This window comes from Paenibacillus sp. FSL R7-0026, from assembly GCF_038004485.1.
Lineage (GTDB): Bacteria > Bacillota > Bacilli > Paenibacillales > Paenibacillaceae > Paenibacillus > Paenibacillus xylanexedens_A.
This window is the reverse complement of the sequence record NZ_JBBORG010000001.1, coordinates 4,482,873-4,501,132: the sequence shown is the minus strand read 5'-3', so window position 1 is coordinate 4,501,132 and position 18,260 is coordinate 4,482,873. Positions and strand designations below refer to the sequence as shown.

Below are 18,260 nucleotides of genomic sequence, written 5' to 3'. Positions count from 1 at the left end.
GGGAGTGCATGATAACACTTTATTCTAAAGTTGAGACATCACGGGATTGATGCACTGTGCTTCAACTGTTATAATGAAGTGATTGACACTAGGCTGTTTCTGGGGGTAAGGAATGACTGACATTCGGGCAAGACAACGTAAAATTCGTAACTTTTCTATTATTGCACATATAGATCACGGCAAATCAACACTTGCGGACCGGATCTTGGAGCACACAGGTGCGCTCACTTCACGTGAAATGCAGGAACAAGTTCTGGATAAAATGGACCTTGAACGTGAACGTGGAATAACGATCAAGCTACAAGCTGTAGCCTTGACTTACAAAGCGGATGATGGTGAAGAGTATTTATTGAATCTGATTGACACACCGGGACACGTAGACTTCACGTATGAAGTATCACGCAGTCTTGCTGCATGTGAAGGTGCTCTTCTGGTTGTGGATGCGGCTCAGGGAATTGAAGCCCAAACACTTGCCAACGTGTATCTGGCATTGGATAACAATCTCGAAATTTTACCGGTTATTAACAAAATTGACCTTCCGAGTGCTGATCCTGAACGGGTGAAGCAGGAAGTGGAAGATGTTATTGGTTTGGACACAAGTAATGCAGTTTTGGCTTCGGCCAAATCAGGAATCGGAATCAAAGAAATTTTGGAGCAAGTGGTGAAAAGTGTTCCAGCACCAACTGGTGATCCTGACCAGCCTTTGAAAGCGCTGATTTTTGACTCGCACTACGACCCGTATAAAGGTGTAATCGTATATGTGCGTGTTGTTGATGGCAAAATCAAATCCGGTTCCAAAATCAAAATGATGGCAACAGGTAAATCATTTGAAGTCATTGAAGTTGGAGCGTTCAAACCTCGTATGACCATCGTGGACGAGCTGAACGTCGGGGATGTTGGATTTATCGTTGCAGGTATTCGGCATGTTGGCGATACACAAGTCGGGGATACGGTAACGGATGCCAAAAATCCAACACCGGAACCTTTGCCGGGTTATCGTAAAATTAACCCAATGGTGTATTGTGGTCTCTATCCGATCGAAACATCGGACTATGTTGATCTGCGTGAAGCGTTGGAGAAATTGCAGTTAAACGATGCGTCTCTGAGCTTTGAACCGGAAACATCCAGTGCACTCGGTTTTGGATTCCGTTGCGGATTCCTTGGACTGCTTCACATGGACGTTATCCAGGAGCGGATCGAGCGGGAGTTTAACATTCCGTTGATCACAACGGCACCAAGTGTAATCTATCACGTTACCTTAACGAATGGTGAAGTGATGAAAATCGACAACCCATCCAACTATCCTGAGGTAGGACGGATTGATTACGTAGAGGAACCATACGTCAAGGCAGATATTATCGTACCGAATGATTATGTAGGTACCATTATGGAGCTGTGTCAGACTAAACGCGGTGAATATGTAAATATGGAATATCTGGACACAACCCGGGTTACCATTACCTATGAGATTCCGTTGTCCGAGATTGTATATGACTTCTTCGACCAGTTGAAATCCGGTACCAAAGGATATGCATCCCTGGATTATGAGCTGTCCGGTTACCGTCAGTCCAATCTGGCAAAAATGGATATTGTACTCAATGGCGAACAGGTGGATGCTCTGTCCTTCATCGTTCACCGTGACCGTGCCTATAATCGCGGACGCATTGTCTGTGAGAAACTGCGCGAGCTGATTCCACGGCAAATGTTCGAGGTGCCAATTCAGGCATCTGTAGGTACCAAGGTTGTTGCTCGTGAAACGGTAAAAGCAATGCGTAAAAACGTACTTGCCAAGTGTTATGGTGGTGACATCTCGCGGAAACGGAAACTGCTTGAGAAGCAGAAGGAAGGTAAGAAGCGGATGAAGCAGGTTGGTAACGTTGAGGTGCCACAAGAGGCATTCATGGCGGTACTGAAAATTGATGATTAAACAATCTATTTTGAGGTACAACACAGAATGTGTGTATTCAAATTAGATTAATGAGAATTTAATTTCGGTTACAACACAGAATATTAAATAACTAAGCTGAAAGGGAAGCCGGATGGCTTTCCTTTTTTCAAATAGAGGGGGACTTGCCATGACATTGGCAGCACACAGCCGGAAGACAGGTGCGCCCCAAGCGGTGTATCTTCACATTCCCTTTTGCACGAATAAATGTTTTTATTGCGACTTTAACTCTTACGTTCTGAAAGATCAGCCCGTGATGCAATATCTCGAAGCGCTGGAACGGGAGATGGAACATACAGTTAAGGCCAATCCACCGGGTGAGATCAAGACGATATTTGTAGGTGGGGGTACGCCAACCGCTTTGAAACCGGATGAGATGGCAGTATTTCTTCGTTCCGTGAAGACGTATTTCCCAAATTGGGCGGACGATATTGAATTTTCGATGGAAGCCAACCCGGGAACAACGGATGCGGAGAAACTCGCTGCGATGAAAGAAGGCGGCGTCAACCGTGTCAGCTTTGGCGTACAGGCTTTTCAGAATGATCTGCTGACAGGCATTGGCCGTATTCATAATACGGATGATGTATATCGCAGTTTGGAGAATGCTCGAAAAGCAGGCTTGAATAACCTGTCCATTGACCTGATGTTTGGTTTGCCGAACCAGACTGTTGAAATGTTGAATGAGAGTATCGACAAAGCGCTGGAACTGGATCTGCCGCATTACTCCATCTACAGCCTGAAAGTGGAAGAGAATACACTTTTCCATACCCTGTATCAGAAGAACCAGTTACCACTTCCTCATGAAGATGATGAGCTGGAGATGTATCTTCTATTAATGAGACGTATGAAAGAAGCAGGTTATGGACAATACGAGATCAGTAACTTTGCCAAGCCTGGCTTCGAGAGTCGTCACAATATTACCTACTGGCGTAATGAGGACTACTACGGTCTGGGTGCAGGTGCACATGGATATGTGGGCCGCGAACGGCATATGAATATTAAAGGTATAAATCCTTATGTTGAAGCTTCACGAGCAGGGCTGCCTCGTCTGGATCATTTTGAGATTGCTCGCCCGGAAGCTATGGAAGATTATCTGATGGTTGGACTGAGAATGTTGGAGGGAGCTTCGGCCTCACGCTTTAGCGAACAGTTCGGAGAGTCCATGGAAGAAGTGTTTGCGAAGCCTTTGGGCAAAATGTTGAACGCAGGGTTGCTTGAGCGGACGGCAGACGGCTTCCGACTGAGCGAGCAGGGTATCCTGTTCGGAAATGACGTTTTTGCGGAGTTTATCGGGTCCATATCGCTGAATTCATAGCTTGAAATTCTATACGCTCTGTTGTATATTTATTCATATTGATTTTACAGAGCGTGTTAATTTAACAACTACGAAGTCAGCTTTCCTCTGGAAAGCTTGGTAATAGGAGGAGAGCAGGATGTCGGTAATATGCAGAAAAGCCGTGCCGGAAGATGTTGAACCACTGTATGAAATGATTAAGGGCTATGCAGAGCGTGGGATCATGCTTCCGCGATCACGGGAAATACTGCACCGACAGCTGGAGCACTTTGTTGTAGCCGAAGTTGATGGTGAAGTGGTGGGTTGCGGATCGCTTTGTCGTCTGGGGAATGATTTGGTGGAAGTCAGATCACTCGGTATCTCGGAAGGACACAAAGGGCTCGGTATTGGCTCCCGATTGCTGGACCGACTGGTAGAAGAAGCGGAGAAACAACAGATTCCTAAGGTTATGGCGTTGACATATGAAGTATCCTTCTTCCTCAAAAACGGCTTTGCCGTGGTGGAAAAAGAGATTTTCCCTGAGAAAGTATGGACCGACTGTGTTCATTGCAGCAAGCAGGATTGTTGCGATGAGATCGCGGTATTAAAAGAGCTTAACGTTTCAGCCTAACAACTGAATGGACTGCATGGATCGAGCCGAGTCAGCCTCTGCCCTACATGCAGTCCTTTTTTACTTCAAAGTATGTTCAATAAAGTTGTTAGGACTCGTTGACATTGGTCTATACTATAAATAGATGAGCCGACTCATCAAACTCACTTGACAATGTTCACGTCAGTTTGGTATTTTTGTATTACCGCTTAGCACTCATCTAACCGGAGTGCTAACGACATGGGACAGTACAGTCAGAAGGAGGGAATACTCACCATGTTAACAGAGCGTCAACGAATGATTCTGAACGCTATAGTGGATGACTATATCCGTTCAGCTGAGCCCGTAGGGTCCCGGAGCATTTCCAAAAGGGGAGATGTTGGATACAGTCCGGCGACGATCCGTAATGAAATGGCGGACCTTGAAGATATGGGTTTCCTGGAACAGCCGCATACATCGGCAGGACGTATTCCATCCCATAAAGGCTATCGATATTATGTCGATCATTTGGTTCCCTGGAATCAGGTGGAGCCTCAGGAGTTGGATGATCTCAAGTCGTTCTTCGCTGAAAAGCTGAACGTCATGGAACAAGTTATTCAGCATGCATCCAATATTTTGTCACATATGACGAATTATACTTCGATCCTGCTGGGACCGGAAGTATTCCATACGTCCCTACGTCACTTCCAATTGCTTCCGTTGAATGAAAGTGAAGCTGTGGCAATCATCGTGACCAATACAGGTCAAGTGGAGAACAAGACGGTCCAGATTCCACCAGAAATCTCGGTAGCCGAGATGGAAAATGTGGTTCGCTTGTTAAATACCAAGCTTGTGGGCGTACCAATCTACAAATTGAAATCCCGTCTTTATACCGAACTTGGGCAAGAGATGGAACGGCATATTACACGTTATGAGGAAGTTATGCAGGTGCTGAACAGTGCCTTTGACAATGAACATGATAATCGTCTGTTCCTCAGTGGTGCCACCAATATGTTGACTCAACCGGAGTTTAAAGATATCGAAAAGGTAAAAGATATTCTTGACCTGCTGGAAGAGACACCAACACTCATGAAATTGATGATGCCCGTGCCGGGTGGATCTGGTATTCAAGTGCGAATCGGCACTGAGAATGATCATGAAGCCTTTGCCAACTGCAGCCTGATTACAGCTTCCTATTCATTGGACGGTGAGGCTTTGGGTTCGATCGGTATTCTAGGACCCACGCGGATGGATTATGCACGTGTCATTCATATTCTAAATACACTATCCCGTGACTTGACGGCGATGCTGACACATCGTTTCAAATAAGATTCGGGAATGAACCATTTCATTCGTATAAGGAGGTGAACATCTTGAAAGAGGAGCAATCATTTACAGAAGAACAAGAGGTAACGGCAGCTGAGCAGGAGCCTATTAATGAAGCTGGCGCTGCAGAAGCACAAGCTGAAGAGATGGCTGGTCAGGAGCAGGATGAGCTTGCACGTCTGAAGGCAGAAGCTGAGGAGCAACAGCAGCGTTATGTCCGTGCACAGGCTGATTTTGATAACTTCCGTCGTCGTACGCAGAAGGAAAAAGAAGAATTGGCTAAATACGCTTCGATGAAGCTGGTCACCGAACTGGTACCGGTTATTGATAACTTCGAGCGCGCCATGGCTACTGTACCGGAAGGAGCAGAGGTCGAATCTTTCTCCAAGGGCATCCAAATGATTTTCCGTCAATTGGAAACCGTGATGAATAATGAAGGTCTGACGGCTATGGAATCGGTAGGACAACCGTTCAATCCTGAATTCCACCAAGCAATTATGCAAGTGGAGAGCGACGAGTACGAAGAAGGTATCGTTGTTGAGGAAGTCCAAAAAGGCTACATGCTGAAAGATAAAGTGCTTCGTCCAGCTATGGTTAAAGTCAGCTCATAATTTCCTTATAGGAAGGAATGAGTCGGCTCCATGGTTGAACAATGTGGGCGAAGTTTAATATAAAGGTTTGTACACATAGAGCACGATTAGCAACATGAACATCTAAATAAGGGTCAGATCAGACCCATTCATTTTAAATTGTTGAGGGAGGAAATTTTCGGATGAGCAAAGTAATTGGTATTGACTTAGGAACAACAAACTCATGCGTAGCAGTAATGGAAGGCGGCGAGGCTGTCGTAATTCCAAATCCGGAGGGCGCACGTACAACTCCATCCGTAGTTGGTTTCAAAAAGGATGGAGAGCGCGTTGTTGGTGAAACAGCAAAACGTCAAGCCATCACCAATCCGGATCGTACCATCATGTCGATCAAACGTCACATGGGTACTTCCCATAAGGAAACAATCGATAGCAAAGACTACTCCGCACAAGAGATCTCTGCAATCATCCTGCAAAAATTGAAAACTGATGCTGAAGCTTATCTGGGTCAAACGGTAACTCAAGCAGTTATCACTGTACCAGCTTACTTCAATGACAGTCAGCGTCAAGCGACTAAAGATGCAGGTAAAATTGCAGGTTTGGAAGTTCTGCGTATCGTCAACGAGCCTACAGCAGCAGCTTTGGCATACGGTATGGAGAAATCCGAAGACCAAACGATTCTCGTATATGACCTGGGTGGCGGTACGTTCGACGTATCCATTCTTGAACTGGGTGACGGCTTCTTCGAAGTTAAAGCAACTAGCGGGGACAACCAACTGGGCGGGGATGACTTTGACCAAGTAATCATTGATTATCTCGTAAGTGAATTCAAAAAAGATCAAGGCATTGACTTGAGTAAAGATAAGGCAGCGGTTCAACGTTTGAAAGATGCAGCGGAAAAAGCGAAAAAAGAACTTTCCGGCGTATTGACTACAACGATCTCCTTGCCGTTCATCACGGTTGCTGATGGCGTTCCACAGCATTTGGAGTTGAACCTGAGCCGTGCGAAATTTGAAGAAATCTCTGCAGGTCTGGTTGAGCGTACGCTTGAACCAACTCGTCGTGCATTGAGTGATGCGGGTATGACAGCTAACGACATCGACAAGATCGTATTGGTTGGTGGTTCCACACGTATTCCTGCAGTCCAAGAAGCAATCAAAAAACTGACGGGTAAAGAGCCTCACAAAGGTGTTAACCCGGATGAAGTTGTAGCTTTGGGTGCTGCTGTACAAGCGGGCGTACTGACAGGTGATGTGAAAGACGTTGTATTGCTCGACGTAACTCCACTGTCCCTGGGTATCGAAACTGCAGGTGGCGTATTCACTAAAATGATCGAGCGTAACACAACGATCCCTACAAGCAAATCTCAAGTGTTCTCCACATATGCAGACAATCAACCAAGCGTTGAGATTCATGTTCTGCAAGGTGAGCGTGAGATGGCAGCGGGTAACAAATCGCTTGGACGTTTCATGTTGGGTGATATTCCACCAGCTCCACGTGGCGTTCCACAGATCGAAGTTAGCTTCGATATTGATGCCAACGGTATCGTTAATGTATCTGCAACAGATAAAGGTACGAACAAAACTCAAAAAATCACAATCACTTCTTCCAGCGGTTTGAGCGATGCTGAAGTTGAGCAAATGATGAAAGATGCTGAGCTGCACGCTGAAGAAGATAAAAAACGCAGAGAACTCGTTGAAGCGAAAAACAGTGCAGATCAATTGATCTACTCTGTTGACAAAACGATTAAAGATCTTGGTGAAAAAGCAGATGCTGGCGAAGTTGAAAAAGCAAATGCTGCCAAAGAAAAACTGCAAGGCGTTCTGGCTTCCGACAACCTGGAAGATATCAAAGCTGCTACAGAAGAACTGACAGAGATCGTTCAACAACTGTCTGTGAAACTGTATGAGCAAGCTCAGGCGCAAGAGCAAGAAGCACAAGGTGCTGAAGAGCAACAAGGTTCCGCTAAACGTGACAACGTCGTAGACGCTGATTACGAAGTTGTGGATGAAGATAAAAAACAAAACTAATTCGTAGTTCTATGCGAATTAAACATCGGTGACGTTCGAATTAGAGGGAAAGTCATAGCCGGGGCTCCCGCGCTTTGGCTTTCCTTTTGTCACGATGTGCGATATGGTGAATGATATGGGGGTGGAAGAGTGGCTGAAAAGCGTGATTATTATGAGGTGCTTGGCGTTAGTAAAACGGCTAACGACGATGAGATTAAAAAGGCTTACCGTAAGCTTGCCCGTCAGTATCACCCTGACGTAAACAAGGCTGCTGATGCGGAAGCTAAATTTAAAGAAGTTAAAGAAGCTTACGACGTAGTGAGTGACGGTCAGAAGCGTGCACAATATGATCAATATGGTCATGTCGATCCGAATCAAGGTGGATTCGGTGGTGGCGGTGATTTTGGCGGCGGCGGATTTGGCGACATCTTCGACATGTTCTTTGGCGGCGGTGGCGGTGGACGACGTGATCCAAATGCTCCGCAACGGGGGAATGATCTGCAGTACACGATGACGATTGAGTTCAAGGAAGCTGTATTTGGTAAAGAAACTGATATTACGATTCCGCGTACCGAAGGCTGTGATACTTGTCATGGCTCAGGTGCCAAACCTGGAACGAAACCGGAAACCTGCTCGGTCTGCCAAGGTAGCGGTCAGCAGGAAGTCGTGCAAAATACACCGTTTGGTCGTATGGTTAATCGTCGTGCATGTTCGAACTGTAGCGGTTCGGGCCAAATTATCAAAGAAAAATGTACAACGTGCAGTGGCAGCGGTAAAGTTCGCAAGCAACGTAAAATCCATGTTCGCATTCCAGCGGGTGTAGATGATGGCGCGCAACTGCGTATGACAGGTGAAGGCGAGGGAGGCCTGCGTGGCGGACCGGCGGGAGATCTGTATATTGTCATTCGCGTGAAATCACATGATTTCTTCGAGCGTGAAGGAGACGATATTTATTGCGAAATCCCACTTACCTTTGCTCAGGCAGCTCTGGGAGATGAAGTTGAGATCCCGACGTTGACCGAGAAAGTGAAGTTGAAAGTACCAGCTGGTACACAAACGGGAACGTATTTCCGACTCAAAGGCAAAGGTGTACCACGCCTGCGCGGTATGGGGCAAGGGGATCAGCATGTGAAAGTGGTTGTGGTTACACCTAGTAAGCTGAATGACGAGCAGAAAGATCTGCTTCGCCAAATTGCTTCGCTGGATGGAGAGCAAACACATGAGCATGAACAATCTTTCTTTGATAGAGTGAAACGCGCCTTCCGCGGCGACTGAGAATAAAATAAAGCAAGTTCAAAAGGACACCACAGCGGTTTTTACCGCAGGGTGTCCTTTTTTTGTACGCCTTTTTTTACTGATTGAGTGGTTTTCGAAAAATCCATGGATTTATGCTACGAAGCACGACAGCAATTTGTGGGAGCATTTCGGTATATTCTGAACTAACTTGCGGAAAGATAGCATGGCGAGAATGATATGCATAGCTGATATGCGAGAAATTAGGAAAGCAGGTGAAGCGGATGACCGAGAAAAATATTTTGGCGTACTTTCACAGCCCGGAGCAGGCTCAGGGGGCAGCCAAAAAACTGGAGGCATTGCGAGTGGAGGACCTGTCAATTAATCGATTCAGCCGATATGCGGGTGTAGGACCAAGCGGAGCTTCCTACAAGCCGGGCGTTTCCGGTAGTTTTTCATCATGGGTGCCCGATTCGATGCAAACAAATGCCAGTGCTGGAATCATGGCTGCAGCGGACCCTTCTGCAAGCGGCATGAGTGATGGTGGACAGGGTGGACCTACAGGAAGAGATGTATTACTAACTGTCATCGTAGATGAATCGGTACATCACCGCGCTATGTCTATAATCGAACAAGCCGGTGGAATGATCTAGTTTCAAGAAATCCATAGTTAGACCAACATTATAAGATTCAATCTAAATATTTACACAATAACGGAGAGGACAGAAAAAACCTGAAGAAGCGAAGCGTTCGCCTAAAAGCTTTCGCAAGAAAGCTACGTCGTAAGCATACGCTATCCCCGGATTTTCCCTTTGAGAATGGGAATTAAAAAAATCTGGGGATAACAGCGATCGGAAGGTTGTTCTGTCATCGGAGTGTCAGTGTAAATACGATTTAGTTGAACTTATACAATATGAAGGAGGAGCATTACAATGGCAGAACATGAACGTCCAGGCAAGATTTTAACGAAAACGGAAAAGATGAAACGTATGCAATCCGCAAAAAATGAGGACGTGGAATTCAGCGCTGAAGCTGCGGATCATGAAGATATAGAAGCACTACGCCGCAGTGAAGCGGCTGATAGACGTCAGGGACGGGAGCTTCATGACTGAAGATCGCTCGGCAGTGACCCTCGAAGCTGTTTTTACAAGCTGGACTGAGGCCGAGTCTGCACGCAGAGCCCTGGAATTGTTACACCCGAACCAATTGAGTATTGAGAGCCTTGGCAATGAAGCGTCTGCATTGGACTCAAACGATGTTACGGGCTCCGATAATTCTCCTACGGCTGTTGTCGGAGGATTTAGTGGCGAACTGAATGTACTTGCCCTGATTAGTGATGAAACGGAAATGTTGTCCAATGGTCAGGTGTATGATACACCTAAAGAGGACTCGGCAAACAGGCTAAAACAAGAAATTTTGCTGACCGTGTCCGTATCCAACGATTCGCTCCCGCAAGCCGCAGAGATGATCACGCAGAATGGTGGGCGTTTTTGCTAAGTGAGATTCAAATTATGTAAAATGCTGAAGTAAATGAAACAGATATGGTTGAATAGATGACAGGATATTCGAGCAGTCAGGCTGCGGATATCCTGTTTTGTTTTTCTTTTACTGGTGCGGCTTTGTGCTCTGGCTAGCTTGTGTAGTACAATAGTTGGGATGTTTGAAAAATGAGGAGGAAAAACCAAGTATGTTATGGCATGAACTAACAATACATACCACAGAAGAATCTGTGGAGATGATTTCGAATTTTTTACATGAAGCGGGTGCTGGAGGGGTTTCGATTGAAGAGTCCGGTACTTTAAATAAAAAACGGGACACGACATATGGTGAGTTATACGACGTTCCTTTGAATGATATTCCGGAAGGCTTTGCAGTCATCAAAGGGTACTTCTCCGAAGGTACGGACATGGTTGCACTACAGTCTGAAGTTAATCCGAGAATTGAGGAACTCTCCGAATTCGGAATTGATACAGGTGAGGTTCGTTATGAGACGCGTACAGTGGATGAAGATGACTGGGCAACAGCCTGGAAACAATATTTCAAGCCGGTACGTGTATCGGAACGTCTGACGATCAAGCCAACGTGGGAAGAGTATACGCCAGAAAGTCCGGATGAGAAAATTATTGAGCTTGATCCAGGCATGGCTTTTGGTACAGGAACCCACCCAACGACCTCCCTCTGCTTGCGCACACTGGAAACGGTTATTCAGGGCGGCGAGGAAGTTATTGACGTAGGTACAGGTTCTGGTATTTTGGCTATTGGAGCGATTAAGCTTGGGGCAAAACATGTACTGGCGCTCGATCTTGATCCAGTTGCCGTAATTAGTGCCAGGGAGAATGTGGAACTGAATGGGCTGGAGCAACAAATTACGGTTAAAGAGAGTGATCTGTTGTCCGTCCTTGGGAGTCAGGACCCTGCACTTGGTGTACAACTGCCGGTTAAGGTTGTCGTGGCTAACATTCTGGCTGAGATCATTTTGTTGTTCGTAGACGATGTCTATCATGCGCTTGAGTCTGGTGGCACCTATATTGTATCCGGCATTTGGAAGAACAAAGAGCAGGTTGTGCATGATGCACTGGTAGCCTCCGGATTTGAAGTGAGTGCGATCCACCGTGATGAGGATTGGCTGGCGTTTGTAGCCAGAAAGGGGTAACGTATGGACTTTTGGAATTCGTTCTTTCGTTATCCGATTGATCAGCTTCCGTTTTTCCTGCTGACCATTCTGATCGCATTTACGGTGCATGAATTCTCGCATGCGTATTTTGCCAACAAATTTGGTGATCCGACAGCGAAGCTGTTGGGTCGGGTCACGCTGAATCCGGTTGTACACTTTGACTTGTTTGGTGTGCTGCTGCTCATTATTGCCGGCTTTGGTTGGGCACGTCCAGTTCCGGTTAATCGGGCTAACTTCGACAAACCTAGATTGATGGGCATCATCGTATCTGCAGCAGGGCCTCTGAGTAATCTTTTGCTCGCGATCATCGGTACAATCATCTATGCTTCACTGGTTGGTTCGGGAGCTCTCGGCGGCATTGATAATGAGCGGCTGCTGACAGCAATCACAACGTTCTTCGCTATCTTTAACTTAACCAACTTTTTCCTGTTCCTGTTTAACTTGATTCCGTTGCCACCACTGGATGGTTATCGGATTCTGGAAGATGTAGTGCCACCTTCAATCAGCCGCAAGCTGCAAGGGGTGGAGCAATGGTCTATTTTTATCTTCCTATTGATTCTTGTTATACCTCCGTTGCAAAATGTGACGATTCAACCTTTGTATGAGTTTGCGCAAACGATGTATGTGGATCTGGCAAAGGTGATTATCGAATTATATCGCTAAAAGCGCATTGTTTATGGACCGGAATACTGGTCAGAAACACGTAAAAGTTGTATGATCATCTGTGGCGATTGGATTCACGCCTGCGAACAGTCGGGGTGAATTTCAATCATAACAGGACAGAATGGGTGGATTGACTAATGCAGCGATATTTTGTATCTGCAGAACAGTTTAATGAACACGCTGTGATTATCACAGGTGATGATGCACGCCATATTGGCAAGGTCATGCGTGGTAAACCTGGAGATAAACTGATTGTCAGTGACGGAAACTCCAGAGAAGCACTCGTGGAAATTGAGACCATTGAAGTTGGCCAAGTTACTGCCAATATTGTGGAACCTCTCGAGATGGACCATGAAGCACGGATTCGTGTAACCGTGGCACAGAGTTTGCCCAAGGGTGACAAGATGGAAACAGTGATCCAGAGATGTACTGAGATTGGGGCGGTATCATTTGTACCCTTCCTATCAGAACGTACGATTGTGCAGTATGATGCTAAGAAAGAAAGCAAACGGTTGGAGCGGTGGCGGAAAATTGCCAAGGAAGCTGCCGAACAGAGTCACCGGAATCGCATTCCATCCGTCGAGCAGCCGCTTTCCTGGAAAGGGCTGTTATCTTCTTTTGAGGGCTATAGCCTGGTATGTTATTGTTATGAGAAAGAAAACGGTAAACAGCTGAGAGATGCACTGAAACCGTTTATAGAGCAGCTTGCACCTGATGCAAGTGCAGAAGTTTTGATCGTGGTTGGACCGGAAGGTGGATTTTCTGAGAAGGAGACGGCAGAGGCTGATCAGGCAGGTGCTGTATCTGTTGGACTGGGCAAACGCATTTTGCGTGCTGAGACAGCTGGAATGGCAGCACTAACTTGCGTGCTATATGAATCCGGAGAAATGGGAGGAATGTAATTATGCCATCCGTGGCGTTTTACACCTTAGGCTGCAAAGTTAATTTCTATGATACAGAGGCGATTTGGCAATTGTTCAAAAACGAAGGTTACGATCAAGTGGACTTTGATGAACAGACAGCGGATGTATACTTGATTAATACTTGTACAGTAACCAATACCGGCGACAAAAAGAGCCGTCAAATTATTCGTCGTGCCATTCGGCGCAACCCGGAGGCGATTGTGGCCGTTACAGGCTGCTACGCGCAGACTTCTCCGGCAGAGATTCTGGACATCCCAGGGGTGGATCTGGTTATCGGTACACAGGACCGTGACAAGATTTTGCCATATGTTAATGAAATTCAGGAGTCGCGTCAACCCGTTAACGCGGTGCGTAATATTATGAAAACCCGTGTGTTTGAAGAAATGGACGTACCGGATTTTGCTGACCGTACCCGCGCATTCCTGAAAATTCAGGATGGATGCAATAACTTTTGCACGTTCTGCATCATTCCGTGGTCTCGTGGTCTCTCACGCAGTCGTGAGGCGAACAGCATTATTCAACAGGCGCATCAACTCGTACACGCCGGATACAAGGAGATTGTTCTGACCGGTATTCATACAGGTGGGTATGGAGATGACATGGAGAACTATGATCTGACCGACCTGCTGTGGGATTTGGATAAGGTAGAGGGTTTGGAGCGTATTCGAATCAGCTCGATTGAAGCCAGTCAGATCGATGACCGTATGCTCGACGTGATCAAACGTTCGGATAAACTTGTTCGTCACTTCCATATTCCGCTGCAAGCGGGTGATGATACGGTGTTAAAACGCATGCGCCGTAAATATACGACAGAAGAGTTTTACAACAAAATGCTTCGCATTCGGGAAGCAATGCCTGATGTAGCGATTACAACAGACATCATTGTTGGATTTCCAGGTGAGACGGATGAGATGTACCGTAATGGCTATGAGTTGATGCGGAAGATCGGTTTTTCCGAAATGCACGTATTCCCTTATTCCAAGCGTACGGGCACGCCAGCAGCACGAATGGAAGATCAGGTGGACGAAGAGGTCAAAAATGCACGTGTGCATGAACTGATTGACTTGTCTGAGCAGATGCAGCTGGAGTACGCTGAGCAGTTTGTTGGACAGGTACTGGATGTTATTCCCGAAGGTGAAGCCAAAGGCCGCGAGGGAAGTGGCAAGCTGCATGGTTATAGCGACAACTACATTCAACTGGTCTTTGATGGAACGATGGATATGGTCGGTAAAGTGTGCCGAGTTAAAGTTGTTGAAGCTGGCGTCAACGAGAGTCAGGCTACGCTGGTACGTGTGTTGGAAGAGAATCTTAAGTCCGCCGCGATGTAGATCGAGGCGTCAGAAACAAGGATTTCATTTCCTTGGGGAGCTTACCCGGGGAGATGAGGTCCTTCTTTTGCAAAAAATAAGATATAGATACCGAAGTTGATGGGGGAGAGCATGATGAACAAAAAAGAAATTTCAGCAGGCGGAGTTGTTTATAGAACAGGGGAAGACGGACGTCTTCAAATTCAGCTTATCGTAGATCGTTATGGTAAAACAACTCTCGCCAAGGGCAAAATGGAAGATGGAGAAACAATTGAACAGACGGCACTGCGCGAGATTTTGGAGGAGACAGGTATGGTGGGCCGCATTGTAGAGCCGGTTGATATCATTGCTTACACGTACCAACATGCAGATTTTGGTCCAGTGGACAAGGAAGTTCATTATTATCTCGTTGAAGCCGAGAGTGGTGATCTACAGCCTCAGATTGAAGAAATCAAGGGTGTGGATTGGTATGCTCCGGAAGAAGCATGGTCCTTACAGCAGCAGAGCGGATATGATAATAACGATGATATCTTGCGTGTAGCCCTGAACAAGTTAGGCATTAACGTATAACGCACTATTGTTCGAGTCAGTTAGCCGCGCGCTCTGTGGGTCTGGATAGGCAGATCATCAAGCCACGGGTGACTTCGCCGCGGGGGCGTTGACCGGTGGTTTTTTGTGCCAGATTGGCAAGTAACAGAATGGCAAAGCAAGCAGTGAACTGGTGATGTTAAAAAGGGTCTGGGCATGCGCAATCTGTGCCCCGTTGTCCGCTGACAGCCAGGCCGAAGCTGCATGCAGCTGGCCGATCAGCGGCATAAACAGCAGCGCTCCCGCAATGTTTAATACAACATGGGAGGCTGCGACAAATTTGCCTGCGGATGCTCCGCCCGCGGCAGCAATCACAGCGGTGATGCAGGTCCCCACATTGGACCCAATCACAATGGCGATGCCGATCTCCACAGGTAATACCCCTGTGGCTGCGAGCGTAATCGCCATGCTAATGACAGCTGCGCTGCTGTGAATGAGCGCTGTCAGACAGGCACCTGCCAGGAAGCCCCACCACAAGCTGTCGGCCGAGCGGTCGAGAAACCATTGAAATACGCCCATGCTCCGCAAGGGCAAGGCAATGGATTGCATCACCTGAATGCCTGTCATAACAAGTGCAAATCCCGCAGCTGCGAGGAAGCTGTACTGGATGTTAAACAGAGTCTGGCGCGTGCGTTCAGGAGCGGCCAGATTGCGTTCACCAAGAACAACAAACATGGCCCAGCCCGTTAGCGACAGGACGAGTAGCGGCAGGGAAGCACGTCCGATCTGTAGTCCCACTAGCTCCGTCGTCAGACATGTCCCGATGTTGGTGCCGAGGATGATGCCGAGGGTGCGTCCATTGGTAATTAATCTGGCATTAGCCAGTCCAATGGTGAGTACGGTGACAGCAGTACTGCTCTGTAACAGGGCCGTTGCGCCCGCACTGAAGGCCATGCCTTTCCATGGAGCTGAGGTAGCCCGATTGAGCCAACCTGCCAACATGGGCCCAGCCATGCGCTGCAAGGCCGTTTCCATCAGCTTCATGCCACCAAAAAAGATAATAAGCCCACAGAGTAAGGGCAATATCACATCTCTAAACATAGAAACATCATTCCTTCCGTCCGGTTCCTTAACTCATCCTATGAGTAAGAAAAGACAACCATGACAAGCCTAAAGGAATTCAGAGGGAAGTGACCTAAATTACCCCACCCCAATTCGAAAGATACGGTATTCGTGCAAACGTAGTGGAGGGGACGAAATCGAATCTAAGAAGCGAAGCGTGCGCCTAAAAGCTTTCTGAAAGAAAGCTACATCGGGAGCATATGCTGTCACCGGATTTTCCCTTTAAGAAAGGGAATCAAAAAAATCTGGAGACAACAGCGATCAGAGGAACAATTCGTCGCCGTAGTGTCACTCATACAGCGCTTAAAATAACAACTTAGTGCCGAAATGCACTCAATTGCCGCACCCCAATTCGAAAGATACGGTGATTCGTGCAAACGTAGCGAAGAAGACGAAATTGTTACCGAAGAAGCGAAGCGCTCGCCTTTATCCCCGGATTTTCCCTTTAAGAAAGGGAATCAAAAAAATCTGGGGATAACAGCGATCAGAGGAACAATTCGTCGCCGTAGCGTCTCCTTTGCACTAAACCTATCTTTTCAACTAACTATGAAAGAAGTGGATCTACCTTGCCATCAGTTACACTCGAACGCAGTCGCAAAAAGCGGCTTGAACATGCACATCCATGGATATTTAACAATGAAATTGCCTCTGTTGACGGAAACCCTGGGCCGGGAGATCTGGTCAATGTATTGAATCATCAAGGTCGCTATCTGGCGACAGGATATTACAATCCCGCATCTCAGATCACTGTAAGAGTTGTAGCGTATCAACCGCTGGAGTCCGAACAGATGGACATCGCGTTCTTTGCAGCGCGTTTCCGCGATTGCTTGCGTCACCGGGAACGTTTTATCCAGGATGGAGAAGCATACCGTCTCGTTTACGGCGAAGCAGATTTTCTACCAGGCTTGATCGTTGACCGATTCGGCAGCATCCTCGTTGTACAGTTGCTTACACTTGGCATGGATCGTTGCCGTGAAGCCATTGTACAGGCACTCATTGAAGTTATGCAGCCGGAAGGCATATATGAGCGCAGTGATGTCTCAATTCGTGAACTGGAAGGTTTGGAGCAGACCAAAGGTCCACTGTACGGAGAGTGCCCACGGCATGTCACCGTTACAGAGAATGGACTACTCATTAAAGTGGATATCGTGGAAGGGCAGAAGACAGGTTACTTCTTCGACCAACGTGAGAATCGTGCAGCCATCGAACCGCTTATGAAGGGTTGGGGCTACAAGAGTGGAATCACACTTCAAACGACTGAGCAGGATGGCACAGAGCAGCTCTTGCCTGTGAATAAAAGCGGTAAGGTAGTTACATTCCCATATTGGGATGGTGCCACTGTACTGGAGTGTTTCTCACACACGGGCAGCTTTACGTTGAATGCTTGCAAGTATGGAGCCAAAAAAGTGACTTGTCTTGATATTTCGGAGCATGCCATTGAGAGTGCACGAACAAATGTGGAGCTGAACGGTTTCACTGACCGGGTCGAGTTCGTAGTTGCTGATGCATTCCAGTACTTGCGTGAACAAGTGAAAGGGCTGGATGAACGTACCGCACGTGCACGTGCAGGCGAACAGAAAGTAGATACATCCAAAGCGCTTGCAGCTGGCGGTAAAACATTTGATGTGGTCATCCTTGATCCTCCTGCATTTGCCAAAACGAAATCAGCAGTTAAAGGTGCATGTCGCGGTTATAAAGATATCAATCTGCAAGGAATGAAACTGGTCAATGAGGGTGGATATTTGGTAACAGCCAGCTGTTCGTATCACATGCGTCCAGACCTCTTCCTGGATACGATTGCCGATGCAGCGGAAGATGCAGGCAAAGTGCTTCGTTTGATCGACTGGAAAGCAGCCGGTAAGGATCACCCACAAATTTTGGGCGTGGATGAAGGACATTACCTGAAATTTGCTATTTTCGAAGTGCGCAGTAAAAAGAATTAATCGTATGATTTTCGTTCCAATCAAGTATAGATCAAGTCAAAAGTCCACAGTGTGATAGCTGCGGGCTTTTTGCTGTTTTGCTGTGTTAACGGAGATGATCTCCGGTTTTACCGGATAGTGGCAAACGTATGTTCCGAA

17 protein-coding genes are annotated in these 18,260 nt (G+C 46.9%); 16 read left to right on the top strand and 1 reads right to left on the bottom strand.

Going from position 1 to position 18,260, the window contains the following annotated elements:
- Positions 1-112 precede the first annotated feature (112 nt).
- From lepA to MKY44_RS19830, 15 genes are all read left to right on the top strand, one after another.
- On the top strand, positions 113-1,927 hold the full coding sequence (lepA, locus tag MKY44_RS19900; protein WP_036615097.1) for a translation elongation factor 4: 1,815 nt from the start codon (positions 113-115) through the stop codon (positions 1,925-1,927).
- Between the two features lie 148 nt (positions 1,928-2,075).
- Positions 2,076-3,260, top strand: a complete 1,185-nt coding sequence (gene hemW / locus MKY44_RS19895; protein ID WP_036668565.1) for a radical SAM family heme chaperone HemW — start codon at positions 2,076-2,078, stop codon at positions 3,258-3,260.
- A 118-nt stretch (positions 3,261-3,378) separates the two neighbouring features.
- Positions 3,379-3,849, top strand: a complete 471-nt coding sequence (locus MKY44_RS19890) for an N-acetyltransferase (protein WP_017687214.1) — start codon at positions 3,379-3,381, stop codon at positions 3,847-3,849.
- A 255-nt stretch (positions 3,850-4,104) separates the two neighbouring features.
- Positions 4,105-5,136: a heat-inducible transcriptional repressor HrcA gene (hrcA, locus tag MKY44_RS19885; RefSeq protein ID WP_036615092.1), complete on the top strand. Its 1,032-nt coding sequence runs from the start codon at positions 4,105-4,107 to the stop codon at positions 5,134-5,136.
- A gap of 35 nt (positions 5,137-5,171) precedes the next feature.
- Positions 5,172-5,744 carry a nucleotide exchange factor GrpE gene (grpE, locus tag MKY44_RS19880; protein ID WP_133385571.1) on the top strand — a complete coding sequence of 191 codons (573 nt, stop codon included), beginning with the start codon at positions 5,172-5,174 and terminating at the stop codon, positions 5,742-5,744.
- A gap of 161 nt (positions 5,745-5,905) precedes the next feature.
- Complete coding sequence (gene dnaK / locus MKY44_RS19875) at positions 5,906-7,750, top strand: molecular chaperone DnaK (RefSeq protein ID WP_338588006.1); 1,845 nt, start codon at positions 5,906-5,908, stop codon at positions 7,748-7,750.
- 129 nt (positions 7,751-7,879) lie between these two features.
- Positions 7,880-9,004 (top strand): molecular chaperone DnaJ, encoded by a 1,125-nt coding sequence (gene dnaJ, locus MKY44_RS19870; protein WP_036615086.1) that lies wholly within the window; start codon positions 7,880-7,882, stop codon positions 9,002-9,004.
- A 242-nt stretch (positions 9,005-9,246) separates the two neighbouring features.
- On the top strand, positions 9,247-9,615 hold the full coding sequence (locus MKY44_RS19865) for a hypothetical protein (RefSeq protein ID WP_017687219.1): 369 nt from the start codon (positions 9,247-9,249) through the stop codon (positions 9,613-9,615).
- Between the two features lie 279 nt (positions 9,616-9,894).
- Positions 9,895-10,074, top strand: a complete 180-nt coding sequence (locus MKY44_RS19860) for a YfhD family protein (protein ID WP_017687220.1) — start codon at positions 9,895-9,897, stop codon at positions 10,072-10,074.
- Positions 10,067-10,459 carry a hypothetical protein gene (locus tag MKY44_RS19855; RefSeq protein ID WP_211080824.1) on the top strand — a complete coding sequence of 131 codons (393 nt, stop codon included), beginning with the start codon at positions 10,067-10,069 and terminating at the stop codon, positions 10,457-10,459. The genes MKY44_RS19860 and MKY44_RS19855 overlap by 8 nt, the downstream gene beginning before the upstream one ends.
- A 190-nt stretch (positions 10,460-10,649) precedes the next feature.
- A complete protein-coding gene (prmA, locus tag MKY44_RS19850; protein WP_341008236.1) occupies positions 10,650-11,615 on the top strand; it encodes a 50S ribosomal protein L11 methyltransferase in 966 nt (321 codons plus the stop codon).
- Between the two features lie 3 nt (positions 11,616-11,618).
- A complete protein-coding gene (locus MKY44_RS19845) occupies positions 11,619-12,299 on the top strand; it encodes a site-2 protease family protein (protein ID WP_076211651.1) in 681 nt (226 codons plus the stop codon).
- 137 nt (positions 12,300-12,436) lie between these two features.
- The gene (locus tag MKY44_RS19840) at positions 12,437-13,201 is read left to right on the top strand and encodes a 16S rRNA (uracil(1498)-N(3))-methyltransferase (protein ID WP_341008235.1); all 765 of its coding nucleotides are present in this window, start codon (positions 12,437-12,439) and stop codon (positions 13,199-13,201) included.
- A gap of 2 nt (positions 13,202-13,203) precedes the next feature.
- Positions 13,204-14,550, top strand: a complete 1,347-nt coding sequence (mtaB, locus tag MKY44_RS19835; RefSeq protein ID WP_047843791.1) for a tRNA (N(6)-L-threonylcarbamoyladenosine(37)-C(2))-methylthiotransferase MtaB — start codon at positions 13,204-13,206, stop codon at positions 14,548-14,550.
- A gap of 111 nt (positions 14,551-14,661) precedes the next feature.
- On the top strand, positions 14,662-15,099 hold the full coding sequence (locus MKY44_RS19830; protein ID WP_076211644.1) for an NUDIX hydrolase: 438 nt from the start codon (positions 14,662-14,664) through the stop codon (positions 15,097-15,099).
- Between the two features lie 57 nt (positions 15,100-15,156).
- Here the strand turns inward: MKY44_RS19830 and MKY44_RS19825 are convergent, their stop codons facing one another.
- Positions 15,157-16,158, bottom strand: a complete 1,002-nt coding sequence (locus tag MKY44_RS19825; RefSeq protein ID WP_341008234.1) for a Na/Pi cotransporter family protein — start codon at positions 16,156-16,158, stop codon at positions 15,157-15,159.
- A 587-nt stretch (positions 16,159-16,745) separates the two neighbouring features.
- Here MKY44_RS19825 and MKY44_RS19820 point away from each other — a divergent pair.
- Positions 16,746-18,122 carry a class I SAM-dependent rRNA methyltransferase gene (locus MKY44_RS19820; protein ID WP_341008233.1) on the top strand — a complete coding sequence of 459 codons (1,377 nt, stop codon included), beginning with the start codon at positions 16,746-16,748 and terminating at the stop codon, positions 18,120-18,122.
- Positions 18,123-18,260 lie beyond the last annotated feature (138 nt).